This window comes from Gluconacetobacter liquefaciens, assembly GCF_003350405.1.
Lineage (GTDB): Bacteria > Pseudomonadota > Alphaproteobacteria > Acetobacterales > Acetobacteraceae > Gluconacetobacter > Gluconacetobacter liquefaciens.
The window spans coordinates 46,182-71,269 of sequence record NZ_QQAW01000011.1; the positions used below are offsets into that span (position 1 = coordinate 46,182).

27 protein-coding genes are annotated in these 25,088 nt (G+C 65.8%); 23 read left to right on the plus strand and 4 right to left on the minus strand.

The window, feature by feature from the left end; all coding sequences use genetic code 11:
• Positions 1 to 333: 333 nt before the first annotated feature.
• The 16 genes from C7453_RS15735 to C7453_RS15800 all read left to right on the plus strand — a co-directional run bounded on the left by C7453_RS15735 (position 334) and on the right by C7453_RS15800 (position 16,614).
• Entirely contained in the window at positions 334 to 927 is a 594-nt protein-coding gene (locus C7453_RS15735) for a hypothetical protein (RefSeq protein ID WP_114728723.1), read from the plus strand.
• 12 nt (positions 928 to 939) lie between these two features.
• Positions 940 to 1,848 carry a phage major capsid protein gene (locus tag C7453_RS15740; RefSeq protein WP_114728724.1) on the plus strand — a complete coding sequence of 303 codons (909 nt, stop codon included), beginning with the start codon at positions 940 to 942 and terminating at the stop codon, positions 1,846 to 1,848.
• Positions 1,829 to 2,149, plus strand: coding sequence for a hypothetical protein (locus C7453_RS18740; protein WP_141289230.1), 321 nt, complete (start codon positions 1,829 to 1,831; stop codon positions 2,147 to 2,149). Before C7453_RS15740 ends, C7453_RS18740 begins: the two co-directional genes overlap by 20 nt.
• A 54-nt stretch (positions 2,150 to 2,203) precedes the next feature.
• Positions 2,204 to 2,611 carry a hypothetical protein gene (locus tag C7453_RS15745; protein ID WP_114728725.1) on the plus strand — a complete coding sequence of 136 codons (408 nt, stop codon included), beginning with the start codon at positions 2,204 to 2,206 and terminating at the stop codon, positions 2,609 to 2,611.
• A gap of 13 nt (positions 2,612 to 2,624) precedes the next feature.
• On the plus strand, positions 2,625 to 3,224 hold the full coding sequence (locus tag C7453_RS15750; protein ID WP_182977162.1) for a hypothetical protein: 600 nt from the start codon (positions 2,625 to 2,627) through the stop codon (positions 3,222 to 3,224).
• Positions 3,130 to 5,205 (plus strand): phage adaptor protein, encoded by a 2,076-nt coding sequence (locus C7453_RS19710; RefSeq protein ID WP_281271510.1) that lies wholly within the window; start codon positions 3,130 to 3,132, stop codon positions 5,203 to 5,205. The genes C7453_RS15750 and C7453_RS19710 overlap by 95 nt, the downstream gene beginning before the upstream one ends.
• Positions 5,206 to 5,209: 4 nt before the next feature.
• Complete coding sequence (locus C7453_RS19715) at positions 5,210 to 7,567, plus strand: hypothetical protein (RefSeq protein ID WP_281271511.1); 2,358 nt, start codon at positions 5,210 to 5,212, stop codon at positions 7,565 to 7,567.
• Positions 7,500 to 8,825: a hypothetical protein gene (locus C7453_RS19520; protein WP_245949092.1), complete on the plus strand. Its 1,326-nt coding sequence runs from the start codon at positions 7,500 to 7,502 to the stop codon at positions 8,823 to 8,825. The genes C7453_RS19715 and C7453_RS19520 overlap by 68 nt, the downstream gene beginning before the upstream one ends.
• Positions 8,825 to 9,448 carry a hypothetical protein gene (locus tag C7453_RS15765; RefSeq protein ID WP_114728727.1) on the plus strand — a complete coding sequence of 208 codons (624 nt, stop codon included), beginning with the start codon at positions 8,825 to 8,827 and terminating at the stop codon, positions 9,446 to 9,448. Before C7453_RS19520 ends, C7453_RS15765 begins: the two co-directional genes overlap by 1 nt.
• Positions 9,448 to 9,906, plus strand: coding sequence for a hypothetical protein (locus C7453_RS15770; protein WP_114728728.1), 459 nt, complete (start codon positions 9,448 to 9,450; stop codon positions 9,904 to 9,906). The genes C7453_RS15765 and C7453_RS15770 overlap by 1 nt, the downstream gene beginning before the upstream one ends.
• Positions 9,903 to 10,508, plus strand: a complete 606-nt coding sequence (locus tag C7453_RS19525; protein WP_245949093.1) for a hypothetical protein — start codon at positions 9,903 to 9,905, stop codon at positions 10,506 to 10,508. Before C7453_RS15770 ends, C7453_RS19525 begins: the two co-directional genes overlap by 4 nt.
• Before the next feature lie 103 nt (positions 10,509 to 10,611).
• A complete protein-coding gene (locus tag C7453_RS15780; protein ID WP_114728729.1) occupies positions 10,612 to 11,292 on the plus strand; it encodes a hypothetical protein in 681 nt (226 codons plus the stop codon).
• A complete protein-coding gene (locus C7453_RS15785; RefSeq protein ID WP_114728730.1) occupies positions 11,289 to 11,507 on the plus strand; it encodes a helix-turn-helix transcriptional regulator in 219 nt (72 codons plus the stop codon). The genes C7453_RS15780 and C7453_RS15785 overlap by 4 nt, the downstream gene beginning before the upstream one ends.
• 94 nt (positions 11,508 to 11,601) lie before the next feature.
• Positions 11,602 to 12,252: an oxygen-insensitive NAD(P)H nitroreductase gene (nfsB, locus tag C7453_RS15790; RefSeq protein WP_114728731.1), complete on the plus strand. Its 651-nt coding sequence runs from the start codon at positions 11,602 to 11,604 to the stop codon at positions 12,250 to 12,252.
• Between the two features lie 49 nt (positions 12,253 to 12,301).
• Positions 12,302 to 13,600, plus strand: a complete 1,299-nt coding sequence (locus C7453_RS15795) for a class I SAM-dependent methyltransferase (protein ID WP_114728732.1) — start codon at positions 12,302 to 12,304, stop codon at positions 13,598 to 13,600.
• 335 nt (positions 13,601 to 13,935) lie between these two features.
• Positions 13,936 to 16,614, plus strand: a complete 2,679-nt coding sequence (locus tag C7453_RS15800) for a GMC oxidoreductase (RefSeq protein ID WP_114728733.1) — start codon at positions 13,936 to 13,938, stop codon at positions 16,612 to 16,614.
• On the opposite strand, the gene ftrA is transcribed toward C7453_RS15800, so the two are convergent.
• On the minus strand, positions 16,595 to 17,614 hold the full coding sequence (ftrA, locus tag C7453_RS15805; protein ID WP_114728793.1) for a transcriptional regulator FtrA: 1,020 nt from the start codon (positions 17,612 to 17,614) through the stop codon (positions 16,595 to 16,597). The two genes, C7453_RS15800 and ftrA, sit on opposite strands and share 20 nt — an antisense overlap.
• 87 nt (positions 17,615 to 17,701) lie before the next feature.
• Between ftrA and C7453_RS15810 the strand changes: the two genes are divergently transcribed.
• Together C7453_RS15810 and C7453_RS15815 are read left to right on the plus strand one after the other, a co-directional pair.
• A complete protein-coding gene (locus C7453_RS15810; protein WP_114728734.1) occupies positions 17,702 to 18,103 on the plus strand; it encodes a rhodanese-like domain-containing protein in 402 nt (133 codons plus the stop codon).
• Between the two features lies 1 nt (position 18,104).
• Positions 18,105 to 18,287, plus strand: coding sequence for a DUF1272 domain-containing protein (locus C7453_RS15815; protein ID WP_245949098.1), 183 nt, complete (start codon positions 18,105 to 18,107; stop codon positions 18,285 to 18,287).
• Positions 18,288 to 18,294: 7 nt separating this feature from the next.
• On the opposite strand, the gene C7453_RS15820 is transcribed toward C7453_RS15815, so the two are convergent.
• The 3 genes from C7453_RS15820 to zigA form a co-directional block, all read right to left on the minus strand.
• Entirely contained in the window at positions 18,295 to 18,666 is a 372-nt protein-coding gene (locus C7453_RS15820) for a response regulator (protein WP_114728736.1), read from the minus strand.
• A gap of 24 nt (positions 18,667 to 18,690) precedes the next feature.
• Positions 18,691 to 20,742, minus strand: a complete 2,052-nt coding sequence (locus C7453_RS15825; protein ID WP_170143252.1) for an HWE histidine kinase domain-containing protein — start codon at positions 20,740 to 20,742, stop codon at positions 18,691 to 18,693.
• Between the two features lie 143 nt (positions 20,743 to 20,885).
• Positions 20,886 to 22,097 carry a zinc metallochaperone GTPase ZigA gene (zigA, locus tag C7453_RS15830; RefSeq protein ID WP_114728738.1) on the minus strand — a complete coding sequence of 404 codons (1,212 nt, stop codon included), beginning with the start codon at positions 22,095 to 22,097 and terminating at the stop codon, positions 20,886 to 20,888.
• Between the two features lie 171 nt (positions 22,098 to 22,268).
• On the opposite strand from zigA, the gene C7453_RS15835 reads away from it, so the two are divergent.
• The 5 genes from C7453_RS15835 to C7453_RS15855 all read left to right on the plus strand — a co-directional run bounded on the left by C7453_RS15835 (position 22,269) and on the right by C7453_RS15855 (position 25,024).
• A complete protein-coding gene (locus C7453_RS15835) occupies positions 22,269 to 22,805 on the plus strand; it encodes a DUF1826 domain-containing protein (protein WP_170143253.1) in 537 nt (178 codons plus the stop codon).
• Between the two features lie 12 nt (positions 22,806 to 22,817).
• On the plus strand, positions 22,818 to 23,384 hold the full coding sequence (locus C7453_RS15840) for a hypothetical protein (protein ID WP_141289172.1): 567 nt from the start codon (positions 22,818 to 22,820) through the stop codon (positions 23,382 to 23,384).
• 136 nt (positions 23,385 to 23,520) lie between these two features.
• Positions 23,521 to 23,865, plus strand: coding sequence for a hypothetical protein (locus tag C7453_RS15845; RefSeq protein ID WP_114728741.1), 345 nt, complete (start codon positions 23,521 to 23,523; stop codon positions 23,863 to 23,865).
• Positions 23,862 to 24,341 carry a GNAT family N-acetyltransferase gene (locus tag C7453_RS15850; RefSeq protein ID WP_114728742.1) on the plus strand — a complete coding sequence of 160 codons (480 nt, stop codon included), beginning with the start codon at positions 23,862 to 23,864 and terminating at the stop codon, positions 24,339 to 24,341. The genes C7453_RS15845 and C7453_RS15850 overlap by 4 nt, the downstream gene beginning before the upstream one ends.
• On the plus strand, positions 24,335 to 25,024 hold the full coding sequence (locus C7453_RS15855; protein WP_114728743.1) for a hypothetical protein: 690 nt from the start codon (positions 24,335 to 24,337) through the stop codon (positions 25,022 to 25,024). The genes C7453_RS15850 and C7453_RS15855 overlap by 7 nt, the downstream gene beginning before the upstream one ends.
• Positions 25,025 to 25,088: the final 64 nt, after the last annotated feature.

Below are 25,088 nucleotides of genomic sequence, written 5' to 3' on the forward strand. Positions count from 1 at the left end.
ACGCACGTTTCCTGTGCTCCGGTGCTCACGGCCATTGAGGTGGCTTCGCTTCGGTGTTCGGAATTGCACGACGGGCGTGACCCTTTCGGGCTGTTCTCGTTCACCAGTCCACATGTCTGCTTGGGATTTGAGAGGGTCTTGTAGTTTAATTTATAAGACTATGGATTTTTAGGAATACTCCCTCTCCATCCGGATGCTATCGAGAAACGTCGAAAAAGTCTTTTTGCTTCTTTTTCTTCAGAAAAAGAAGGGTTCAGGCAGCACAAACAGGCAAGGACGATCGGTGGGCGCGTTGGGTGCCTGCCGTCTTTTCACCCGTGCAGAGGTCTGCCGATGAATTCCAATACTCCATTCGGCCTGCGGCCGATGGCTTATGCGTCCGGTGCGCCGTATGCCGGCGGCGTGCAGGTTTATTATGTGCCGGCGAGCAATCCCACGCCGTTGTTTCTGGGTGATCCGTTGGTGGTGTTGCCGGGGGCGGATGCCAATGGTGTGCCGGCGGTGGGGATTGCGACCGCCGGGGCGTCCGGCCTGGTGACCGGGGCGATGCAGGGCATTGCCAGCAATGCCGGCGAGCTGGTGCTGCCGCTGTTGCAGAACCAGGCGCCGTATCTGCCGGCGGGGCAGGCGGCGTATGTGTATGTGGCCGATGATCCGAATCTGGTCTTTGCCGTGCAGGAGGATTCAGTGGGCGGTGCGCTGGCGGCGGCTGCGGTGTCGGGCAATGTCAACCTGGTGGCGGGGGCGGGATCGACCGTTTCGGCGCAGTCGGGGTGGCAGATCCAGTCGAGCAGTGCGGGGACGCTGGCGACCGGGCAGATGCGCATTCTGCGCGCGTATCAGGCGATCGATAATGCAGTCGGCGCCAATGCGAAATGGCTGTGCCGCATCAATCTTCATTCCATCACCAGCGCCCTTGGCGTCTGAGGAGTCTGTTCTATGGCCGTAATTACGACGGGCGCGCACCCCAAGGCTCTCTGGCCCGGTATCAAGGCGTGGTGGGGGCGCAGCTATGACGAGCACCGCGTCGAATATATGGATCTGTTCGACAAGCAGACGTCGGACAAGGCGTATGAGGAGGAGGTCGAGATTACCGGCTTCGGCCTGGCGCCGGTGAAGCCGCAGGGGCAGCAGATCTATTACGACACGGAAGCGCAGGGGGCGGTCAGCCGCTTTACCCATGTGGCCTATGCGCTGGGCTATATCGTGACCTACGAGGAACTGCGCGACAACCTGTATGAGGCGGTGTCGAAGCGCCGGGCCGCGCAACTGGCGTTTTCGATGCGCCAGACCAAGGAAAACGTGCTGGCCGGCATCTATAACATGGCGTTTTCGGCCAGTGCGTTGGGGGGCGACGGGGCGCCGCTGATTTCGGGCAGTCATCCGACGCTGGCGGGCAATCAGTCCAACCTGCTGGGGACGGCGGCGGATCTGTCGGAAGCGGCGATCGAGGATCTGACGGTGCAGATCATGCAGTGCCAGAACAACCGGGGGATGCGGATTTCGGCGCTGCCGCGCACGCTCAATGTGCCGTCTGCGCTGTGGTTCGAGGCGAACCGGGTGTGCAACTCGGTATTGCAGAACGATACGGCGAACAATGCCATCAACGTGCTGCGCGCCACCAATGCCTTCCCCGAAGGCATCAAGCTGAACCATTACTTCACCAGCCAGACGGCGTGGTTCATCCGGACCAATGTGCCCAATTCGCTGACCTACTATGAGCGCGATCCGATCTCGTTCGATCAGGACAACGATTTCGACACGCGCAATGCCAAGGCGGCCTGTTACGAACGCTATTCCGGCTACTGGGCGGATTGGCGCGGGTTGTATGGGACGCCGGGGGTTTGAGGGGGTTCTTCTTTTTCTGAAGAAAAAGAAAAAAAAAGACTTTTATTCGTTTTGTATTGTGCGTGCCAGTGAGAGTTTTTTCCTTAAAATATCAAAAGTTTTTTGGTTCTTTTTTTTCAAAAAAGAACAGAACGCTGACAATGGAGCAATCCTGATGACCAAACGCAAACCGACTCCTCCGGCACCCCGTCGCGGGACCGTGGTGGAAGTGCACCATCATTATCACGGCACCGCGCCGATGCCGGCCGGGGAAAAGAAGGCGCCTGTGCGCAGCAAGCCGGTGCCGACGCGCCGGGGCTGAGGAAGGGGGCGCAGCCGGTGGGGCCGGCTGCGCCCTGATGCGGGGAGGGACGGCATGGCGGATGTGACGACTGTTCAGGTGATTGCGAATGGTCCGCGCAACCTGGTCGTGCGGGTGACGGATGTGAGCGACGGGACCGGGCTGGCGGCGATGAAGATCGTGGATGCGCAGTCCGTGGCTTTTGCGGTCGGCGGGCAGGTGCCGGGGGTGCATCTGAAGGTGCGTCGCATGACCTATGACGTGCATGGGATGGTGGCGCGGCTGCAATGGGAGGCGACGGAACCGGTGGACCTGGCGACGCTGTCGGGCTTCGGGCATCTGGATTTTCGGCGGTTTCAGGGGATTCCGGGACCGGGGGCGGCGGGGGCGACGGGGTCGATCCTGCTGACGACGATGGGGGCTGGTGCTGGGAGCGCCGTCACGATCGTTCTTGAGATGATCAAGGGTGTGCCGCGGGCGTGACGGGAGGGGCGGTGTGAGCGAACCGTGGTGCTACAGGCCCGGCGACCATTATGTGCTGGACGATCTGTCGGGCTTCAAGGTCCGGCGGTCGCGGGCGCGCACCATTCCTGGCGGGCAGACCGGACAGGCGCTGGTCGATGGAAGGCGGTGGGAGGCGCAGCAGCCGCAGGATTTCGTGCGCGGGGTGGCGGACGACCAGAGCGTGGATGTGGCCCGGCCGCGCCAGGAGAACCGCTTTACCGTGGTGGGAACCTGCGTGGTGGCGCCCTGCGCCGCCGGGAGCGGCGTGGTGGCGGTGGCGTCCACGGTCGGGTTTGCGGTTGGCGACCGGATTCAGATCATGCTCGACCGGGGCGAGAATGTTGCGGTCGTGATCGTGGAGATCGGGGGCGGGATGCTGACGGTCGCGCCGGCTCTGCCGGGAGCGGCGGGATGCCTGGGCGGCGGGATGGAGAACATGGTGCTGAAGATGGCGCAGGATTCGTCTTCGTCGTCGTCGTCTTTGCTGGTGGTCGAGAGTGGTGTGCCGCCTGGGGCTGGGGCTGGGGCTGGGGCTGGGGCTGGGGCTGGGGCTGGGGCTGGACGGTTGCTGGTGCGGGAAGGGGGGACGTGATGCGGAATGCCGTATTGCAGGTGTTTGGCCGTGCTGTCCTGGTGGCCGTGCGGCCGGGGGTGGATCGGGCCGGCAGTCTTTATCCGGTGCCGGCATGAGCGGCAGTGTGGGCTGGAACCCCGGTGCGTCCGATATCATCAGCGGCGCGCTGCGGCTGATCGGGGCGATTGCCAGTGGGGAGGTGCCGCCGGCGAACGAGTATCAGGACGCGCTGGCGGCGCTGAACGGGCTGGTCAAGGCGTGGCAGGCGTCGGGCGTGCATGTCTGGGCCATGGCCGAGGGGACGGTGTTTCTCCAGCCCGGTCAGGGGCGGTACGGGATCGGCGGCGGCAGCGCGGATCAGGTGGCGCAGGGTTATGTTGCCACGATGGCAGGCGCGCCGGTGGTGGCGGGCGCGGCGCAGGTGACGGTGGTGGCGGCGGCGGGCATCGGCGTGGGGAGCCGGATCGGGATTGTGCTCGATGCGGGGGTGATGTTCTGGAGTTCCGTGCTGTCTGTCGTGGGGGAGACGGTCTATCTGGCGGGCGGATTGCCCGGCCCGGCTTCGGCGGGGGCGGTGGTGATCGGGTATGGCGTGCCGGTCGGGCGGCCGCTGAAGATTGTCGGGGCGCGGGCCGTCGATCTGGTGACGGGGGTGGAGACGCCGCTGATTCCGATGTCGCGGCTGGATTATGCGAACCTGTCGGGCAAGGGCGCGCCCGGTGGAGCGCCGGTGCAGTATTTTTATGATCCGCAATTGGAGTCTGGGGTTTTCAGCGTTTATCCCGCGCCGCTGACCGCGCGGGTGGCGGTGACGTTTACCTGCCAGCTTCCGTTGCAGGATATCGGCGGCGCGGCCGACCGTGCCGATGTGCCGCAGGAATGGATTTCCGCGCTGCGCTTTGCGCTCGCCGTGGAACTGGCGCCGGAATATGACTGCCCGGCCCAGCGTTTCGAGATGCTGCGGGCGATGGCGGCGGAGAAATTCGCTGTGGTGGCGCAGTGGGATCGGGAACCGGAGGGGACGACCACCTGCCCGTTCAGCCAGCCGGTCTATCAGATGATCGCGGGGGCGCTGCGGCTGTGCGGGGCGGTGGGGCCGCAGGAGGTGCCGCGTCTGGGGCTGGTGGAGAACGCATTCGCGTCGCTCAATGCGATGGTGCGGGCGTGGCAGGCTTCGGGCATTCATGTATGGGCCGAGGAGGATTGCACCCTGTTCCTGCAACCGGGACAGGTGCGCTACCTGATCGGGGCCGGGTCGGCGGATGCGGTGGCGGTGAGCAGCCAGTGTGTCGGGACGGTGCTGGCGGCGGCGGGCGTTGCGGCGCAGGTGACGGTTGCGACCGAGGCGGGGATTGCCGCCGGCTGGCGGGTGGGGATCTGGCTGGATGGCGGGGGTGTGTTCTGGACCGGCGTGGCGGCGGTTGCCGGGGTGGGGCTGACGCTGGCCTCGGCGTTGCCGTCGGCGGCGTCGGAGGGGGCGCGGGTTGTGGCCTATCCTGCGCCGATGGTGCGGCCGTTGCGGGTGCCGGCGGCGCGGCGGCTTCAGTTCGCGGGCAGTGGCGGGCAGGCGATCGAAACGCCGCTCGTGCCGATGTCGCGTCTGGATTACGCGAATGTTCCGAACAAGACGGTGCCGGGGGTGGTGACGCAGTTCTTCTACGATCCGCAATTGGGGGCTGGGGTGCTGCATGTGTGGCCCGCGCCCGCGGAGAGTGGGAGTGCGGTGGCCTTTACCGCGCAGCGGCCGCTGCTGGCGTTTGCCGACCTGGGGGCGGTGCCGGATTTTCCCGATGAGTGGCTGGCGGCGATGCGGTGGAATCTCGCGGCCGAACTCTGGCCTGAATATAACGGGTCGGGCGCGGCGGCGGGGAATCCGGCGCAGTATGTGCTGCTGAAGCAGGAAGCGGCCGGCAAGCTGATGATGGCGCAGGCGTGGGACCGGGAGCCGCAATCGGTGCTGTTCGGCGCCGGTTGCGGCCCGGCCGGGCGGGCGGGGTAAGGCGATGGCGGTTCAGCAGGTGGCGTTTGCCGCGCAATCGTACCAGGCGCACTCGGTGGCGCTGGATGCGCAGCGCTGCGTCAATTTCTATGCCGAATATGCGCCGAAGGATGCCAAGACGCCGGTGCCGGTGTGGGGGTGCCCCGGCATGGTCGCGTTTGCGCAGTGCGGGGACGGGCCGGTGTGGGGCATGTGCGTGATGGGCGGGGCGCTGTATGTGGTCTCGGGCCAGGCGCTGTATCGGGTGGAGGCGGACGGGGCGGCCGTGGAACTGGGCGCGACCTGGGTGACGGGGCCGGTGTCGATGGATACCAACGGCACCGACCTGGTATGGGTGGATGGGGAAACGGGCTGGTCGTACTCCGTGGCCGGTGGCGTGCAGCGGATTGCGGACGAGAATTTCTATCCGGCGGATTCGGTCGTTTATTTCGATACCTATTTCGTCTTCAACCGGGCCGGGACGCAGCAATTCTTTCTGTCGCCGCAGGAAGGTGTGACGCCGTTCGATGGCACGATGTTCGCCTCGAAAGAGGCGACGGCCGACCCGTTGCTGGCGATCGTGAATTCGCACGAACAGCTTTATCTGTTCGGCGCGGCGCGGACCGAGGTGTGGTACGACGCGGGGAATGCGGCGCCGTCCTTTCCGTTCCAGCGGTTCGACGGGGCGTTTATCCAGCGGGGGATCGCGGGGCCGCATGCGCATTGCCTGGAGGATAATACCGTCTTTTTCCTCGGCGATGACGGGATGTTCTATCGGCTGGCGGGATATCAGCCGCAGCGGATTTCGACCCATGCGGTCGAGGGGGCATGGCAGGCTTATCCGACGCGGGCGGATGCGCGGTGTTTCAGCTATACGCTGGAAGGACATAAATTCGTCACCCTGCTGTTTCCCTCGGCGGCCGCGACCTGGGTGTATGATGTGGCGACCGGGCTGTGGCATGAGCGGGAATCCTGGACCGGCGATGGCGCCGACAGTTCGATCGGCCGGTGGCGGGCCAATTGCGCGTTGATGGTCCGTGGCCGGGTGCTGGTCGGCGATTGCCTGAGCGGTGTGGTCGGGGTGTTGAATCCGCTGGTCTATACCGAACTGGGGGCGACCATGCGCGGGTTGCTGGCGGCGCCGCCGGTGCAGGGGCTGCGCGAGCGCGTGTTCATGCGGCGGTTCGAACTGGATGTGGAGACGGGGGTGGGCCTGCCGGGGACGCCTGCCGTGCGGAGCGTGGCCTATCAGCCGCGTGGGGTGGAGATGACGACGCCTGCGGCGCTGGTGCGCGCGGGCGCGCCGGAGGGGATGGCGCCGGGCCTGGCCAGTCTGCTGGTGAGCCTGTGGGTGGATCTGCCGGAGGATGGCGCGCCGCGCGGGTTGGTGCTGGGCAATGGCGATGCATCGGGAGGACAGCCGGGTTTTTTCATCGGCGTGGCCAATGACGGGACGTTGGCCGGTGCGCAGATCGTGGTGCGGGCGACCGACGGGCAGGGGCAGGCGATCGTGACGGCCACCTACGCTTTTGCCGGCTGGGGGGCGGGGTGGGTGAACCTGATCCTGTCGCTGTCGCCGGGGGAGCGGCAGGTGCAGCTTTATGCCGATGGGGTGGCGCTGGTGCCGGTCTCGGTCGCGTGGTCTTCGGCGGCGCCGATCGGCAATCCGGCCGGGCAGGGGTGGCGGGTCGCGCCGTGGAATGGCGGCGAGGGGGCGGGGCTGCTGGCGGCGCCGCAGTTTGGCGGGCATACGGCCGGGTCGACCGCCGTTTATAACGGGTGGTCGAATACGTCCTGCATGCCGGATCGGTCGGGCAACATGATTTCGCTGGGGAGCGGGGCCGTCAATGCGGTGTCGCCTTCGGGTTCGGTGGTGTGGGTGCTGGCGAAATCTGCCGTACAGGCCGACATTCTGACCATGGCGCCGGGGCTGGACATGCTGAACTTCCGGCTGAATGCGGTCTCGGTGCTGCTGCTGGGGCAGTATCTGGTGGTGGGGGTGGATGACGGCGCAGTGTGGGAAGGGATTGCGCTGTATCAGGCCAACGGGGAGGCGGCGCCGGGTTTTCTGGGCTTCGTCTATAATGCCATCGGCGGGCCGGGGCCGATCTATGGCGCCAATCAATGTTTCCTGGCGGGATCGCAGACGATCAATGATCCGATCCTGTCGTACCAGATCGATTATCCGGCGGTACCGCGGGTGGTGCTGGTGTTTCCCAGTATCGCGCAGATCATCGGGGGTGCGGCGCGGGTGGGGGGGGCTCAACGGGCTTTATCCCAGGCTGGGCAGTACGGTGGCGTGGGCGGCGTGCCGGGTGCCGGTGATCAAATATGCCTATCCGGCACAACTGGGAACGCATCTGCTGATCCAGTCCGGCTATAACGGCAATGTCGGGTTCTTTCTGCCGGACGGGCAGGGGGGGACCAATCATTATCTGTATTTCAGCCGGGGAGATATGGCGGCCAACGCGGTGGCGGGCGGCAATGCCAACCCGGAAGTGCAGGGGGTGATCGGGCCGGCCTGTCCGCATGGGGCGATGGTGCGGATTGCGATGGGCGTGGTGAATTACGATGCGCTGGCGGCGCAGTTCGCCGGGAATGGGCTCGTGGCGTTGACGGGTACGCTGCCGATGTACAGCATCGACAATGCAAACTGGATCGATGCCGACGGGGCCGTGCAGATTCCGTTTGCCGATGAATATGCCTTCATTGCCGACGGGCAGGCCGGGGGGACGGATGTGTATGGCGGCCAGCCGGGGTTGACGCCGATCGGGGAGACTGGCGACTGGCTGGTGTCTTTCCTGCTGGTGGGGCTGTCGGACAGTGCCGTCAACCGGGGCAATGCGAGCATGTGGGATACGGTCAGGGTCTTTCGCTATTCTGCCGGGCGGGCGGTGCAGATCGGGGCGCCGGTTTCGGGGGAAGCCTATGCGGCCACCGACTGGGCGGGGTACACGATCGGGCCGTGGAGCGATGGCAATGCCGTGGCCTATGTGAGCGGGGGCGAGGTGACGATCTGCGGCAATATGCGGCAGACGGCCGTGGGGTCTTATCCCGTGCCGGCGGGCACGCAGTATCAGACGCGCTTCGGCCGGCTGGATTTTGCGACGGCGCGGGTTGCGGATCTGTTCGTGGCGGCACCGGAGGCGTTCGTGGATCTGTCGGTGGCGGCGAACCGGGGGCTGTTCCTGGATGCGGCGGGTGGGGCGCGGTATCTGTCGTCTGACGGGTCGGAGGTGCTGGGGGTGGCGCCGCCGGTCTTCCTGACCGTGCAGGCGGGGGCGCCGGTGGCGGCGTTTGCCGATAATGGCGGGTCGGGCGGCGGCTTTGCGGTGACGGGGCGGATTGTGCCGGCCGGGTCGGACCCGCCGGGGAGCGTGTATGCGCAGGGCGTTCCGGCTGCCGACGCTTCGGTGGGGGTGGAGCCACGGATCATGCTCGACTGGTCCGACGATGGGGCGCGGACCTGGAGCACGTTGCGGCTGTGGCGGTCGATGGGGCAGCAGGGCACGTATCGCACGCGGTTGCGCTGGCTGAAGCTGGGGCAGGCGCGGCAGCGGGTGCTGCGGCTTCAGGTGACGGACCCGGTGCGGCGCAATCTGATCGGGTTTTATCTGGATACCGAAACGGGGATGGGGTGATGCCGGCGGCACCGCGCCAGACCCTGCCGGTGGGCGACTGGCCGTTCGTGGATATGGCGACCGGGCGGTTGACGCTCTCGGCCTATCAGTTTCTCGCACGCCTCCAGGCGGGAGCCAGCGGGTCGATCCGCAATCTGTCGGTGATTGCCGATGCGCTGGGGACGCCGGTGGCGGAGATTGCCGCCAGCGGGGCGGCCGGGATCGTTCTGCCGGCGTCGTTTCCGCCGCCGGCACCGCTGCCGGCGGGGCAGGGCGCGCGGCTGCTGGCGATGCTGGCGGCGGTGCCGCGCCCCGTTGTGCCCGGTTTGCGGGTGTTGCCGGCCAGCCCTGTGCGGCCCGGGGATGTGGTGGTGCTGCATTCTGGCGCGCGGGTGCTGGACGGGTTCGGCGGGCCGGAGGGCCGGGTTGCGGGGTGGGTGGGCGACCTGTTCCTGCAACGGGATGGCGGGCCGGCTGGGGCCGTATGGGCCAAGCAGTCCGGTGCCGGGACGGTGGCGGGCTGGGGGGCGCTGGGGCAGGCAGGCGGTGCGGCAGGCGCCGTGCTGCCGCTGGTGAATGGGGATATCGCGCCGGTGGGCATGCTGTCCGATCCGGCGGGGCAGACAATCGGGGTGCCGGTCTGATGGGTAACAGCACGCTGATTACGGATTATCTGGGCTATGGCACCGTTGCCGCGCGGCCGGTGGCGCCGAGCCTGCCGGCGGGGTGTCTTGGGGTCTATTACGCGACCGATACCGGGCAGATCCAGGTGTGGGATGGGGCGTGGCGGGAGTGGGCGCCGTCGGCGGTTTCGTTCTCCGGCGGCCTGGTGGCGGCGGGGAGCGGGCAGGGGACGGCGACGGCCGTGTCGTCGGACGTCAATCTGTTTACCAGCGTGACGTCGGGCACCGGGGCGGTGCTGGTGGCGGGGCTGGTGGGCACCTGGCGCAAGGTGCTGAACCGGGGAGGTGCCGTATTGCTGGTCTATCCGCCAGTGGGGAGCGCGATCGACGCGCTGGCGGCGGGGGAGGCGGTTGCGATCGTGCCCGGTGGGGGCGCCACGTTCTGGCAGAGCAGTGCAATGCAATGGTATTCGGAATGAAGACGATTCTGCTTGGCCTCGCCGGTGCGCTGGCGCTGGCTGCGTATGGTGCTGGCCCGGCGCGGGCGCAGGTGGTGGGGCCGGTGGGACATGGGGAAATCCCGGCCTGTCCTGATGCTGGCGGCAATCATCTGAATTATGTGCCCGCGAGCGGACGCTTTGCCTGCGGGACGACGGGTGCGCCCTGGGTGGGGGCGATGGTGACCCTTTCGGCGGATGCGGCGATGGCGGCGACCGGTGGCAATCTGGTGCAGATGAATGTCTGGAACAGCAAGGTTTTCGATACATCGTCTTTCTGGTCGGCGGCGGCGCCGGGGCAGTTTACGATTCCGGCCGGGGTGAGCAGGGTGCGGGTTTCTCTGTCGATCTCGCAGTCGGGCATTGGGGCCAACCAGTTTCTGGTACATCGGAACGGCGCCGGGGTGGTGGGGTCGTTCCGGATCTCGGTTCCGGCCGGTTACAGTGATGACGGGGCGAACGGGGTCTCGGGTGTCATTCCCGTGTCGCCGGGCGATGCGATCAGTATTGCCTATGCCTCGGTGGCGGCTTTTACGCTGACGGCGGATACGACGACCTGGTTGCAGATCGAGGCGGTGCCGTAGGCGGGCGCCGGAGCGCGGCCGGTGGCGGCCTGGTCTTTCCGGGGCTTGACAGGCGGGTGGGTATGTAACCTATAGGTGACATCGTGCCGAAGGGAGGGGTGTGATGGAGAGCGGACGAATCGGGGGTATTCTGTCGAAATGGCGCCGTATGACGTGGACGCTGTTCGTGGCGGCGGATTTTCTGGTGACCCGGTATCATCCTTTTGGGTATCTGTTCGGATTTCGGGCTTTTGAAGCCGCGCACGGGTATTTTGTGGAAACGCTGATTCTGTTCGTGCTGTGGAGCACGGGGATCGGTCTGTATTACGTGACCTTCGGCAAGGGGCGGTGGCGGGCGGATATGCGTGACAGGCGGGAGCAGTTGCGGAACCGGACGGCGCAGCCGATTTCCTTTTCCGCGCGGATGGTCTTTCTGCTCGTGTCTCTGGCCGTTCTTGTCGTTTCGCTTTACAAATACCAGCATGATTCGCAGCCCCATGCTGGAGGGCTGATTGTGCCGCTGCTGTTTTTCGGACTGTTCGTGCTGGTCGAGATCAGCCGCGTGATGGTGCCTTCGGACAGCATGGTGTTTAACCCCGACGACGAATGGGTGGTGTTCCTGCGGGCGCGGACGCTGCGTATCGGGTATGGCACCGCCATTTTCGTGCTGTGCGCGCTGGGCGGCATCCTGCTGTATGTGCCTTCTCTGGCACTGGTGGCGTGTCCGGTCGGGCTGGCGATGGCACTGGCGGTGCCGGCCTGTGCGTATCAGGTAATGGATCGCCGGGCCGCCGCACTGCAATGAAGGTGCGGACGGAACTGAAAGCATACCGGACGGCGCGCGGGTTGACGCAGGCGGAGCTTGCCGAGCGGGTGGGGGTGTCGCGCAAGACCATCAATACCGTCGAAAATGGTATTTTTACGCCCTCGGTGGCGCTGGCCCTGCTGCTGGCGGATTGCCTGGAGGCGACGGTGGAAGAGCTGTTCCAGATCGTGCCGGAGGCGACCGGGCCGGCCTGATGCGCTGGGCCGGGCCGCGTGGCCGGGTCTTGACCCCGTTGCCCGTGCCGGCCCACCTTCCCCGCTCGAAGAGCGCGCGCGGGAGGGCGACATCATGGATCTGAGCGAGAGTCTCCAGCACCGGTACACGGCCAAGGCTTACGATACGGGCCGCCGTCTGCCTGACGACATCGTGGCGCAACTGAAGGCGGCGTTGCGCTTCAGCCCGTCTTCGGTCAATGCGCAGCCCTGGCATTTCATCCTGGCTGACGACGAGGCGGGCAAGGCGCGCGTGGCCAAAGGGGCGGCGGGGGCGTTTGCTTATAACGCACCGAAGATCCTCAATGCCTCGCATGTGGTGGTGCTGTGTGCGCGCACGAGCCTGCCAGCTGACTATTTACAGGCGGTGCTGGACCAGGAGCAGGCGGATGGCCGCTTTGCCGGCGAGGAGGCGCGTGAGGGCCAGCGCAAGACGCGCGGCGGCTATGTGACGCTGCATGAAGAGGCGGGCGATCTGCCGGTCTGGACGCAGAAGCAGGCCTATATTGCGCTGGGCTTCCTGCTGTTGGCCGCCGGCACGCTGGGCGTGGATGCGACGCCGATGGAGGGGTTCGATGCCGAGGCGCTGGATGTGGCCTTCGGCCTGACGGAGAAGGGGCTGGCGCCGGCGGTGATCGTGTCGCTGGGCTATCATGCCGAGACCGATTTCAACGCGAAACTGCCGAAATCGCGATTGACGGACGACGTGCTGTTCTCGCGCGCCTGATGGCTGCGCGGGTCGGTACTGCCCTTACGATCTGATTGCGGGAAGCGTTATGACCACCCTCTCCGGCGCCGATGCGCGCGATGCCGATCTGGCGGCCCAGTACGAGGCTTATCCCTATCCCCAGCGCGATCCGCGTGACGAGGCGAAGCGGCTGCTGATCGGCAGCCCCAGCCATCTGCGGGAGATCGATTACTGGGTGTTCGGTGCCCGGCGGCCGCAGGCGGTGCCGTTGCGGGCGCTGGTGGCCGGGTGCGGCACCGGGGATGGCGCGATCATGCTCGCTACGCATCTGGCGCGCGCGAGCCGGGCGGGCGAGGTGGTGTGCGTCGATCGCTCCACCCATGCGCTGGGGATTGCCCGGGCGCGGGCCGAGGCGCGGGGGTTGGGGAATATCCGCTTCATCCAGGGGTCGTTGAATGCGCTGGACGGGCTGGATCTGGGGCTGTTCGACTATATCGATTGCTGTGGGGTGCTGCATCATCTGCCCGACCCGGCGGCCGTGCTGGGCGAGCTGGAGGGCCTGCTGGCGCCCGGTGGGGGGATGGGGCTGATGGTCTATGCCCCCTATGGGCGGACCGGTGTCTATATGGTGCAGGAGGCGCTCGAGATTCTGGCGCCGCACGGCCAGAAGCCGGCGGAGCGGCTGGGGACCGCCAAGCGGGTGATGGCGGCCCTGCCGGCGACGGCCTGGCTGCGCCAGAACGGTAATTTTGGCGATCATCTGACCGGCGGGGACGCGGGGCTGTATGACCTGCTGCTGAATCCGCGTGACCGGGCCTATACGATCGGGGGCTTTCTGGACCTGCTTGACGGGGCGGGGCTGGAGCCTTCGTGCCTGATGGAGCCGGCGCGCTATGACGCCGCGCTGTTCCTGCCCAATCCGCGCCTGCGCGCGCGGGTGGCGGAACTGGGCTGGCGGGAGCGGGCCAGTGTGGCCGAGGCGCTGACGGGGAACATGGCGACCCATGTCGCCTATGTGGTGCGCAAGGGGGCGCGGGTGGCGGCGCCCGATTGCTGCGATGCCGACGCGGTGCCGGTGATGCGGGAAATGCCCGGTGCCGAGCTGGCGCGGCAGATCCGGCCGGATGGTATGTTGCCCTTCGCCTTCGGTACGCTGACCGTGCCGGTACCGGTGCCGCCGCAGATACGGACCATTCTGCCGCTGGTGGACGGTACGCGCAGCGTGGGCGCTCTGGCCGGGCTGATGGCCGATGGGGGCATGGAACGAAACCGCTTCCTCAAGGTGTGGCGTGAGGGCTTTACCGTGCTGGAGAGCCTGAACCGGGTGTTGCTGCGGCCGCCGTGTGAAGCAGAGCCCGATCGGGCGCTCCCGGCGGTTTTGAAATAATTGTGATGACGTCGGAAAGAGTGACGTCAAAAATGGCGGCGGCTTGAAACCCGGGCCATTGCGTGGCGTATTGAGACAGAATGTTGCCATGTCGGCTTGCCTTGCAGTGGCCGGCGGCTGCCATGCCTGCCTGTATGGCAGATTCTGCGCATCGTGCTTCATGATAGTGTTCGATTTTACTGTTGTTTGACGATCTTCCTTGAGATCGGGCAGGAATGGTTCCTGGCTATTTCTGGAAATCCGCTGGTCCTGATTTTGATCTCTTTGATCGGAGCCGCGTACGATTTTTGTAATGGGAACAGTTAAAAAACAAGAATAATCCGGAGTGCGTTCGTATGACGGTCTATGTGGATTTTGAAGCTGCGACGGATTCTGGCGCCCTTTCCAAGCCTTTCGACGTTGTCATTATCGGTGGTGGTGCGGCCGGTCTGACGCTGGTGCGCGAACTGGCCGGGCATAATCTGAAGATTGCCGTACTGGAAAGCGGGGATCGGGAGGAAACGCCGGAGATCGAGGCGCTCAACGAGGTCGAGGTCAATGGATCGCTCCTGAATGACGCGGTTCAGGAGGCCAGACGGAAGCAGAACGATGTCCAGATGAAAGTCTGGAGCGCCGATCGGCAGAGATTCGGTATCCGCTGCCGGGTTCTCGGGGGATCGACGGCCGCGTGGGCCGGAAAAGTGGCGGCGTTCGACCCGGTCGACTACGCGAAACGGGGGTGGATCGCCAATTCCGGCTGGCCGGTCGGAGATGCCGACCTGCGGCCTTTTCTAGAGCGGGCCGCGCGTTATCTGGACCTCGGGCCACTGCTGCAGGGATCGGCGCTGTGGAAGGCCATGGGGCGCCGCGAGCCGCCCGAACTGGCGACGCTTGGCCGTTTCAGGGCGTTCTTCTGGCAGTTCGCCCGTTCGCGCCATGCCCTGACCGATGTCATGCGTTTCGGCCCCGATTTTCTGGCGGAAGATCATCGGGACGTGACGGTTTTTCTGAAGGCGACGGCTGCGCGGGTCCGGGTGGATGGGGGGAGTGTGACCGGGGTTGATGTCCTTTCGTCGCTGACGGGCGGCAATCGGGGCACGATCTGGTGCAATCAGGTGATACTTGCTGCCGGAACGATTGAGAATGCGCGGCTTCTGCTGCTGTCGCCGGGGGCGGAGCATGGGCCGGTGGGGCGCTATCTGACGGATCATCCCAGTGTCAGGCTGGGGGATTTTTCGCCGGATTATCGGGAGAAAGCCGCGGCGCTTCTGGGGTTCTATCCGCTCCAGAAGGATTACCGGGTCTATATGTATTCCTGCGGGGTGGCGCTGTCGCCGGAGGCCCAGTCGGACTTTCGGATGCCGAATATGGCCGCCTTTGCCGGGGTGAGCATCGCCAGCGACGATCCGCTGATGGCATTGGGGCGCCTGGCGAAGCGGGAAAGCCGTGCGCCGTTGAGGGATGGCCTGACGGTGCTGCGCAACAGCGGGCTCGTCGTGTCGTCGGTTGGGCGGAAATTATTGAACTACCGCAGGATACCCGAGAAAATCCGCCGCGCGGTGGCCGATGCCGCCGTATTCCTGAATGCGAACATGGTGGCGCGGGATTATGCGGGAGGGGGCAGGGGACGACGGCTGGACGGGGTGACGCTGAACATCATTTCCGAACAGCCACCGGAGGAAGGCAACCGGGTGACGCTGGCGGAAAAGACCGATCGGCTGGGCCTGAGACTGCCGGCGGTCAGTTGGGAGATATCGGACGATCTTCGCCGGAGCATGTTGGGTTTCGCGCGTCTTCTTCGGGAGGATTTCGAACGGAGTGGGATCGGGGGCCTGCGCTTCGCGCCCGGGTTCGACACGGAGGATCTCTCGTCGCTTGTCGTCTATGACATGGCGCATACGGCCGGCACCACCCGCATGGGCACCGATCCGGCGACCAGCGTGGTCGATCCCGCGTTGCAGGTGCATGGGGTGAAAGGGTTGCATGTGGTGGGGGCATCGGTGTTTCCGACCAGCGGCCATGCCAACCCGACCCTGATGATTATGGCGCTGGCGATCCGGCTGGCCGACAGGGTGCGGGAGGAGGTCATGAAAACCAGGCTGGGGACGCTCTCTGCCCTGCATATGGACGACGAGACGCGCCCGCTGGTGGTGGTGACGGGGGCGACCGGTAATCTGGGGCATGCCGTGATCGGCCAGCTTGCCCGGCGCGGATACCGCATCCGGGGGCAGTTCCGCAGCACGATTCCCGATGATGTGCGCGTGGAGTGGGTGCAGTGCGATTTTGCCCGGCCGGACCTGCCCGACGAGGCGTTCGACGATCTGGTACGCGGGGCCCGTGCGGTGATCCATCTGGCGGCGAGCCTGTCGGATGTGGCGACAATGGAGGTCGTCAATGTCACGAATCTCGACCGGCTGGCGAAAGCCTGTGTGCGGCAGGGGGTGTCTTATTTCGGGCAGGCCAGTTCCATGGTTGTCTACGGGTCGCCGACCACGCGGCTGGTGACGGAGGAGACGCCGCGCATCGATCTGGGCAAGCCGATCGGCAAGCAGTATTTCTTTGAATATTTCATGCAGGAATATGCGCGGAGCAAGATTCTGGGGGAGGATATCCTGGCCTCCTACCAGAAGGACATGCATATCGACCTGTACCGCATCGCCGTGGCCCGGAGCCATGCCTTCCTCGTCGAATCCCTGAACTGGAGCCGGGTGCGGAAGATATTTTCTCTTTATCGGAACTCGCACTTCATCTCGTCGACCTATGCGGCCAGGGCGATGGTGCATCTGATGGAGCGCGGGCTGAAGGCCGGGGAGAAGGGGATCGAGGTCTATAATATCGCCGACCCGGACTCGCCCACTTTTGCCGAGGTGCATAAGGCGGCGGGGTTGAGGGTGGGGTTCAACGTGCCGCTGTTGTTCGATGTCCTGAAGGGAATCAAGATGGGGAAGACCTTCTCCCGGCGGTATCCGATGGGGTTCTTTCGGATCGATAACAGGAAGCTGGAAGCGACGGGCTTTATCGGGGAGGCTGATTAGGCGGCGGTGCCGCCCCCCGTGGCGTTCCGGGGGATGTGTCCTGGCCTGCGAAGTTGCGGCGGTATTCTCTGGGGCTGAGTTTGACGCGGTTGCGAAAATGGTGGCGCAGCGCGAAGACGCTGCCAAAACCGACGGCTTCCGCGACGTCTTCCATCGGGCAGGTCGTTTCACGCAGGATGGTCTGGGCGGCCGCGATGCGTTCGGCGGCCAGCCATTCTCCGGCCGGCATGCCGGTGGCGGCTACGATGCGGCGTTCGAAGCTGCGGCGGCTCATGCCGGCTTCCTCGGCCAGGCGGGCGATGGGCCAGGGTTGGTGGAGCGTCTGTCGCACCCGGTCGATCAGGGGGGCGATGTCGGTGTCGGGGCGCGGGCTGACAGGACGTTCGAGAAACTGCGCCTGACCGCCGGCACGATGGGCGGGCATGACGATGCGGCGGGCCACCGAATTGGCGGCCGCCGGGCCGAAATCCTGACGGACGATCGCGATCAGCAGGTCGATGCCGGCGGCGCTGCCGGCGGAGGTGAAAAGGCGGCCGGTCTCGCGATACAGGGATGCGCTGTCGACGTGGATGGCGGGGAAGCGGCGTTGCAGGGCCGCCGCATGGCGCCAGTGGGTCGTGACCGGGGCGCCGTCGAGCAGGCCGGTGGCGGCCAGCACGAAGGCACCGGAACAGATGGAGGCCAGTCGGGCGCCGCGTGCGTGGGTGCGGCGCAATTGGTCGACCAGAGCGGGCGGAACCGGGGCTTCGGTGTCTTTCCAGCCGGGGATGACGATCAGGTCCGCCTGATCCAGAAGGTCCGGGCCGTGATCGGGGAGGATGGTGAAGCCGCCATGGGCGCGGAGGGGGCCGGATTCGATGGCGCAACTGGCGAAACGGTACCAGCCCGGCCCCATTTCGGGACGAGGCAGGCCGAAAATTTCGGAGACGATGCCGAATTCGAACGTACACAGGCCGTCATAGAGCAGGGCGGCGACCAGCGGGCCGGTTGTGTTTGGCATGATCTGCATGATGATTGACGTTTATGCCAATTGCAAGCGCGGGGCGCGGGACGGACACTGGCGGGAGAAGAAGCTGGGAGTCGTTCGATGGCGTCATCCGTCACCACCATTCCGCCCGCGCCGTCCGCCGAGGCCGTGGCGTATTTCTCCGCGTTGTTCGGGTTTGAAACCGATTGTTGGGATGTGCACGCGGCGATGGCCGGGCAAGCCGATTTTGTGTTGCTCGATGTGCGTGGGCCCGATCTCTTCGCGCGGGGGCATATCGCCGGGGCGCTCAATATACCGCATGGAAAGATCACTGCCGCGCGTATGGCAGTGTGGTCCGGGGAGACGGTCTTCGTGACCTATTGCGCCGGGCCGCACTGTAATGGCGCTGCGCGTGGCGCGTTGCGTCTGGCCCGGCTGGGACGGCCGGTGAAGATCATGATTGGCGGCGTAGCGGGGTGGGTGGATGAAGGCTTTACCCTTCAGGACGTGCCCCATGCTTGAGATGCGTTTGGACTGCGGCTGTTGTGGCAGGAGATTGCCGCCTTCGTCACGTGAGGCGGTGATCTGTTCGTTCGAATGCATCTTTTGCGTTGCCTGCGCGGCGGAGGTGCTGGATCAGCGATGCCCGAATTGTGGCGGGGAACTGGTCAGAAGGCCGGTTCGCGAGGCGTCAGTGTCCGTATGACGGCGGGTCAGGGCATTGTTTCGAATGTCTGCCTGACCTGATCGAGATTATACGGTTTGGGGATGAACAGGCCCCGGATGGGCAGCCTGACCTGATCGGCCAGCAGGTCGCCCGAGGTGAGGATGATCTTGACGGGCGGCCATCTCTTGCGGGCGACGGCGGCCAGTCTCTGCCCGTCCCAGCCGGTGGGAAGCTGAATATCGACGAACAGATACCGGATCGTGGGATCGTTTTCGAGAAACGTGATGGCTTCGGCGGCGGAGTGCGTGCTCAATGTCCGGAAACCGGCATCCTCGAAATAATCCTCGGCCATCATGCGGATCAGCACCGTATCTTCGACGATCAGGATCGTTGGCCGTGTTTCGGGGACCTTCGACATGGGAATGCGGCTCTCCAGTCAGCGTCAGTCGGTGGCCATGGCCTGGGCTGGTATCGTCAGTTCAGCACGTAAACCCGCTGGGTCGTATTGGAGTTTCGTCCCGCCATGATATCCGAGGCCCGCCTTGAGCAGGCGGACCCCGAAGCCGGTTCGTGTTGGTGTCGTGACGGGGGGGCCGCCTGCTTCCTGCCAGACCAGTGATATGACGGTGTCGCTGCCTTGGCTCTGGAGGTGCCATTGCAGGGAGACGCTGCCCTCGGGGACGCTGAGCGCCCCGTGCTTGAGGGCGTTGGTTGCCAGTTCATGCAGCAGCATGGAGAACGAGGTGGCGGCATTCGGGCCGAGACTGACGAATGGGCCGTTCGGGGCCACCCTCGTTTCCAGCCCCAGCGGCGTCAGGACGCCGGTGACCAGGCTGGCCAGGTCCGTGAAGCGCCAGTTCTTCTTCATCAGGAGATCATGGGCGGCGCTGAGGGCGACCAGGCGGGCGCTGAAGGTCGCAAGGGCGGCCTGGTCCGTATCCCGGCGAAAGCTCTGATGGGCGAGGCTCTGGACGATGCCGAGGGTATTTTTCAGGCGATGCAGGATTTCATGGTTGATGATCTCCTGACGGGCCGTGGCGTCCCATTCATCCAGGGCCGCGAAAATTCGGTCGGCGGCGGCGCGAATGAAGGATGTCTCGTCCAGCGTCCATTCCCGTGGGCGGGCACTATGGACGAAGAGGCAGCCCGTCAGATCCTCTCCTGTCATCTTGGGGACGACGACCTGGCCGACGACCTGCACGGAGCCGTAGCCGGCCTGCTCGGCGCGCATCCAGGAGGTACGGGTGATGTCGTCAAGGACGAAGACCGAGCCGCCCCGGAGAAAATCCGACGTATGCTGGAAGTCCTGGAAGGGAAACGATCCGGAAAATGGCGGGATATCGGGTGCGCACCAGCTCTGTTCGACGATGAACAGTTCCTCGCGCGTCGTGATCCTGGCAAAGCCGACCCGCTCGATGCCGAGCCGGTTGCCCATGAGCATGCAGCTATCTTCCAGCGCCTGTTGCCGGCTCTCGGCCGTGCGTAGGGCATCGCCGATCGCCAGGAGGGTCGTCAGGCGGGCGGTGGTATTCCGCTCGGGCGAGATATCCTGGATGGTGCCGACCAGGCGGACCGGGTGGCCGCTGTCGTCGCGATCCAGGATCCCCTGTCGCAGCACCCAGCATTCCTTTCCGTCATTCGTGCGCAGGATGCGATATTGCAGCCGCAATGGGGCGGAGCCATCGATCAGCCCCGCCAGGCTCGGCGCCCTCTCCCTGTCGTCCGGATGCATCAGGGAGACCCACTGTTCTGCCGAGATCGTGGGGGAGGGAGGGAGGCCCGCGATGCGGCAGACTTCGGGCGACACAGTGATCCTGCCGGTGGCGAAGTCCAATTCGTAAATCCCGATCCCGCTGGTCGCGCCGGTTGCCTGGTGCAGGGCGTGTTTTTCCAGCACGCGCCGACGGTCCAGGTCCGCGTCGCGAGCCGGCTCGGCAGTCTGCTGGTTGCTAAGGTGCTGGGCCGCGAGACGACGGTCCTGTGCGATGGCCTCGCGCCGCACCTCCATCAGGCGCATGGATTGCCGTGCAAGTGCGGCGAGCCCTTTGTGCTCCAGCGCGGACAGGCCTGCGTCGCGGATCGCCAGATCGACGACGCACAGGCTGCCGATGATCGTTCCGTGCTGGTTGAACAGGGGAAAGCCGGCGTAGAACCGCAGGCCGGGGCTGTCACAGACGAGCGCGTTCTCCCGCGTCTGCGGATCGGCCTGCATGTCCGGGATGACGACGGGGGCCTTGAGGGCGACAATCTTGGCGCAGCCGGAATGGGCCAGCGGCCCGAAGGGCAGGTCGAGGCCGACCCTGGCCGAGAACCATAACAGGTTCTGGTCGAGAAGGCTGATCAGGGCGATCGGGGCGCGGCAGAGTGCGGCGGCTGCGACGGCGATGTCGTCCAGGTCGGGATCGGAGAAGGCGTGCAGGTCGCCGTATGGGGGCTCGTCCTCCGGCTCGTCAGCGAGGGATCGTGAAGCGTCCGGCGGATGGCCTGTCTGCATGATCGTTTCCCGAGCTGGATCTGAGCACTGGATCGGGCCGAGCATACTGTGCGTGTAGGGTGTACTCCAATCATCTTCAGGCCGGCAGGGCGGAGGTCGCGCAGCTGTGTCGACCTCCGGCGCGGAGCGGTTGCCCCTCTGGTTCAGGCGGGTTCCGCAGCCTGTGTGGCCCAGCGGGGGAAAGGGTCGGGCAGGGCGGCGTGGCGGTGGGGGTGGAGACCTTCTTCGGGGACGAGGCAGGCATCGAGGGCGGCGCGGAGGGCGGGTTCGTCCATCGTTGTGCCGATGAAGACCAGTTCCTGCCGGCGGTCGCCGTAAATGTCGTCCCAGTTCGCGGTGAGGGTGCGGCGCCAGTCTTCGTCCTGCGGCCAGTGCTGGTGCGGGATGGCGGCCCACCAGTGGCCGGCGGCCTGGTGGCGGGCCAGGGCGCCGGCGATGCTGAGTTCGCCGACCCAGTCGGGGCGGGTGGCCAGCCAGAAATAGCCCTTGGCGCGGACCAGGCCGGGCCAGCTCTGTTCGATGAAGCGGGCGAAGGCGGCCGGGATGAAGGGGCGGCGGGCGCGGTAGACGAAGCTGCCGATGCCGTATTCCTCGGTTTCGGGGACATGTTCGGCGTGGCCGTGCAGTTCCTTGAACCAGAGGGGGTGGGTGTGGGCGCGGTCGTAGTCGAAGCGGCCGGTATCGAGCACGCGGGCGAGATCGACCCGGCTGTGGTTGGTCTCGATCAGGTCTGCGTCGGGGTTCAGGGCGCGGACGATCTGGCGGGCGGCGTCGTGCTGGGCGGGGGTGGCGCTGTCGGTCTTGTTCAGGATGATGACGTCGGCGAATTCGATCTGCTCCACCAGCAGGTCGACCAGCGCGCGGTCGTCGCCGTCGCCCGCGACTTCGCCCCGGTCACGCAGGAAATCGGTCGATGCGTAGTCGTTGAGCAGATTGGCGGCATCGACCACCGTGACCATCGTATCCAGCCGCGCGAGGTCGCTGAGGCTGGTGCCCTCTTCGTCGCGGAATTCGAAGGTGGCGGCGACGGGCAGGGGTTCGGCGATGCCGGTTGATTCGATCAGCAGGTAATCGAAACGGCCCTCGCGGGCCAGGCGGCCGACTTCGTGCAGCAGGTCGTCGCGCAGGGTGCAGCAGATGCAGCCATTGCTCATCTCCACCAGCTTTTCGTCGGTGCGTGACAGGTCGCCGCCGCCGTTGCGCACGAGGTCGGCGTCGATATTCACCTCGCTCATGTCGTTGACGATGACCGCGACCTTGCGGCCTTCGCGGTTGTTCAGGATGTGGTTGAGCAGCGTGGTCTTGCCGGCGCCGAGAAAGCCGGACAGCACGGTGACGGGAAGCCGGGTGTCCATGATCGCGATGCTCCGAGGAGGAAGGTTGTGTTTGTGGCCTCTACACCGTATGTTATAATATATCAATTCATGCCGTAGAGTGGTGTTTGTTCGATGTCCTGCTGTCCCACGCGCGATCGACTGAGTGATCTGGCGGGTTGTGCCGCGATCCGGGAGGAGGGACGCTTTATTGTGGAACGTCCTCGGGTGCCGGTTGCGCGGGTGCGGGAGGCGGCTGATGCGTATCTGGCCGAGGGGGCACGGCTGATTCAGGCGCGGGGGAGGGTGCCGGAGATCCGGGCCGGGATTGCGGGCGCTTTTACCGGACGGACCGTGGCGCTGCTGGACGATGTGCTGGATCTGGCGCGGCTTTATGGCGCGGTGGCCGGGCAGCAGGCGGTGCGGCTGCGTCTGGAGCGGATCGTGACCGACAGTTGCCGCAGGTTCCATGTCGATCAGGTCGGGTTGCGGCTGTTGTGCGCTTATGTGGGGCCGGGCGTGCAGTGGACGGCGGATGGCGGGGCGCATATCGGGCAGGCGCAGACCGGTGCGGTGGTGCTGCTGAAGGGACAGCGGTTCGCCAACTGGACGGAGGAGGGGCATGTGCTGCACCGTTCGCCGTCGGTTTCGGGGTTGCCCGAGGCCGAGCGGGTGCGGCTGCTGCTGACGGTCGATGCCGCCGATGCGTGCGGGGCGGCGGATGATGCACCTGTGATGATCGCGGCCTGAACGATGTTTCTGATGGAAAGCTGGTCCGGTCCGGAGCGGGGGACGGCCCCCTATGTGCGGGCTTCGGTGCTGCCCGGCGCGCTGGCGGACCTCGCGGGGCCGGGGGTGGATATGGTGGTATGGGCGCGTGTCGTGCCGCCGGCGTGGCATGAGACGCTGGAGGCGTGCGCGCTGCCGGCGGGGCGTGTCGTGCTGTGCGGGACGCTGGACGAGGTGACGCTGGCGTTGCGGCGGCCTGACATGCGGCGGCGCTATCCGACGTTCCTGATCGAGGATGTGGAGCAGACGGCGGCGCTGGTGGCGGCGCTGGCGGTGTGTGCGACGCTGACGGTCGTGCTGGGCGATCCGGCGGCGTGGGCGGAGGCTGGTCCTTTGCCGCCGGGACGGTTGCGGGCGTTGTGCTGCTATGGCGCGGGCACGGTGGACTGGGTGTCGGGCCGGGCGGGCGGGTGCGATCTGGTGAGCAGCATTTCGCCTTATGCGCTGGCTTTCGTGCCGGCGTGGGGGGCTGCGCATGTGGCGTGGCGGTTTGGCCAGTTGGGCGCACGGGCGGTGGCGGTGGAGATCGTGGCCGGGTAGGGAGTGATTTCTTATCCTCGTCGGTTTCTTCGTCTTGTATGGAAAACTGTTCGTGCGGTAGAAGCGGGTATCGGGCGCAGGCATCGCTCACCATCCGGCCCCCTTTGCGGGGGCGTTGCGCGAAGGTCGATGCCATATGTCCGTTCAGCCCGTTGCCCTGATTCCAGCCCAGGCTGTGCCTGGGGCGACTGCCGCGCTTTATACCGCGCCGGCGGGGGTGATCGCGCGGATTGATAGTCTGGGCGTGTGCAATGTGGGCGCCGTGCCGGCTTCGGTGACGCTTTATCTGGTGCCGTCCGGGTCTGTGGCAGGGCCGGCGACGGCGACGACTTTCGGCCAGACCGTCCTGCCGGGGCAGACCTGGAACAGTCCCAATGAAATCGGGCGGGTTCTGCAACCTGGCGATGCGATCGTGGCGCAGGCTTCGGCGAGCGGGGCGCTGACGATTTCGGCGGGCGGGCTGCTGGTGACCGTGTCGTGACAGTGTATGCCGTCGAGCCGTGGAGTGACGTGGTCGAGGAGATGCGTGGGCTGTGGCAGGCGCATTTCCATGAAGTGGCCAGTGACCGCGAGCGTGCGCCGCTCGATCCGGATCTGGAGGCTTATGCGCGGCTGGAGGCGGCCGGGGCGCTGCATGTGCTGACGATGCGCGAGGGCCGGGTTCTGGCTGGGTATCTGGTGGCATTGGTCTGGCCGCATCTGCATCATCGCAGTGTCAGCCATGCGTTTTTCGACCTTTATTACGTGCGGCCGGCGCATCGGCGCTGGACGGCGGGTATCCGGCTGTTTCGCGAGGCCGAGCGGACGCTGGCGGCGCGCGGGGTGCGACGGATGATGACCGGCACCAAGCTGCATCGTGCACCCAATGGACGGCCGCTGGATGTGGGGCCGATCTTTCGCCGGCTCGGTTGGGTGGAAATGGAACGCCAGTATGGGAAGTGGATCGGGGCATGGTAACGGCGATTGGGGGCGGGCTGTCGGCGCTGGGGTCTCTGGCGGGTGGGATCGCGGGGGCGGACGCGGCATCGAAGGCGGCGCGGCAGCAGGCGCAGGCTTACAGTCAGGCGCAGCAGTTTCAGCAGAATGTCTATGACCAGACGGACCAGAACCTGTCGCCCTATGTGGGGACGGGGACCAATGCGCTGTATAGTCTGGCAAGTCTGCTGGGCTTGCCGGGTGGGTCTTCGGGGCAGGGATCGGGGGCGGCGGCGGCCTATCAGGCGTTTACCGACACGCCGTATTATCAGTTTCCCTTGCAGCAGGGGGAGCAGTCGCTCGACCAGTCGGCGGCGGCGCGGGGGCTGACGCTTTCGGGCGGGCAGATGAATGCGTTGCAGAATTATGCGCAGAATTATGCCGGGCAGCAGTTCGGCGATTACATGAATGCGCTGTCGGGGCTGGCAGGCATGGGCAGTTCGGCGGCCTCCGCGCTGGGCAGCCAGGGCAATGCTTCGGCCAGCACGTTGCTGAGTGCGCTGAGCGGGCAGGGCAATGCGCTGGCGCGCGGCACCACGGCATCGAGTTCGGCCCTGATGTCGGGCATCGGCAACGCGCTGTCGCTGCTGGCAGGCACGAACACCTCCCCCGGCGTACTGGGCAACATCTACGGCGCAACCAACGGCGGCAGCTACAACGTCTAGGGGTCAAGGGGATGACTATCCCCTTGCGGGTGCAGGGCAGCGCCCTGCATCGTCACTGATCATG

Coding starts and splice junctions, on each gene's coding strand:
- C7453_RS15735 (WP_114728723.1), top strand. CDS start 334: ATGAATTCCAATACTCCATTCGGCCTGCGGCCGATGGCTTATGCGTCC.
- C7453_RS15740 (WP_114728724.1), top strand. CDS start 940: ATGGCCGTAATTACGACGGGCGCGCACCCCAAGGCTCTCTGGCCCGGT.
- C7453_RS18740 (WP_141289230.1), top strand. CDS start 1,829: ATGGGACGCCGGGGGTTTGAGGGGGTTCTTCTTTTTCTGAAGAAAAAG.
- C7453_RS15745 (WP_114728725.1), top strand. CDS start 2,204: ATGGCGGATGTGACGACTGTTCAGGTGATTGCGAATGGTCCGCGCAAC.
- C7453_RS19715 (WP_281271511.1), top strand. CDS start 5,210: ATGGCGGTTCAGCAGGTGGCGTTTGCCGCGCAATCGTACCAGGCGCAC.
- C7453_RS15765 (WP_114728727.1), top strand. CDS start 8,825: ATGCCGGCGGCACCGCGCCAGACCCTGCCGGTGGGCGACTGGCCGTTC.
- C7453_RS15770 (WP_114728728.1), top strand. CDS start 9,448: ATGGGTAACAGCACGCTGATTACGGATTATCTGGGCTATGGCACCGTT.
- C7453_RS19525 (WP_245949093.1), top strand. CDS start 9,903: ATGAAGACGATTCTGCTTGGCCTCGCCGGTGCGCTGGCGCTGGCTGCG.
- C7453_RS15780 (WP_114728729.1), top strand. CDS start 10,612: ATGGAGAGCGGACGAATCGGGGGTATTCTGTCGAAATGGCGCCGTATG.
- C7453_RS15785 (WP_114728730.1), top strand. CDS start 11,289: ATGAAGGTGCGGACGGAACTGAAAGCATACCGGACGGCGCGCGGGTTG.
- nfsB (WP_114728731.1), top strand. CDS start 11,602: ATGGATCTGAGCGAGAGTCTCCAGCACCGGTACACGGCCAAGGCTTAC.
- C7453_RS15795 (WP_114728732.1), top strand. CDS start 12,302: ATGACCACCCTCTCCGGCGCCGATGCGCGCGATGCCGATCTGGCGGCC.
- C7453_RS15800 (WP_114728733.1), top strand. CDS start 13,936: ATGACGGTCTATGTGGATTTTGAAGCTGCGACGGATTCTGGCGCCCTT.
- ftrA (WP_114728793.1), bottom strand. CDS start 17,614: ATGCCAAACACAACCGGCCCGCTGGTCGCCGCCCTGCTCTATGACGGC.
- C7453_RS15810 (WP_114728734.1), top strand. CDS start 17,702: ATGGCGTCATCCGTCACCACCATTCCGCCCGCGCCGTCCGCCGAGGCC.
- C7453_RS15815 (WP_245949098.1), top strand. CDS start 18,105: ATGCGTTTGGACTGCGGCTGTTGTGGCAGGAGATTGCCGCCTTCGTCA.
- C7453_RS15820 (WP_114728736.1), bottom strand. CDS start 18,666: ATGTCGAAGGTCCCCGAAACACGGCCAACGATCCTGATCGTCGAAGAT.
- C7453_RS15825 (WP_170143252.1), bottom strand. CDS start 20,742: ATGCAGACAGGCCATCCGCCGGACGCTTCACGATCCCTCGCTGACGAG.
- zigA (WP_114728738.1), bottom strand. CDS start 22,097: ATGGACACCCGGCTTCCCGTCACCGTGCTGTCCGGCTTTCTCGGCGCC.
- C7453_RS15840 (WP_141289172.1), top strand. CDS start 22,818: ATGGAAAGCTGGTCCGGTCCGGAGCGGGGGACGGCCCCCTATGTGCGG.
- C7453_RS15845 (WP_114728741.1), top strand. CDS start 23,521: ATGTCCGTTCAGCCCGTTGCCCTGATTCCAGCCCAGGCTGTGCCTGGG.
- C7453_RS15855 (WP_114728743.1), top strand. CDS start 24,335: ATGGTAACGGCGATTGGGGGCGGGCTGTCGGCGCTGGGGTCTCTGGCG.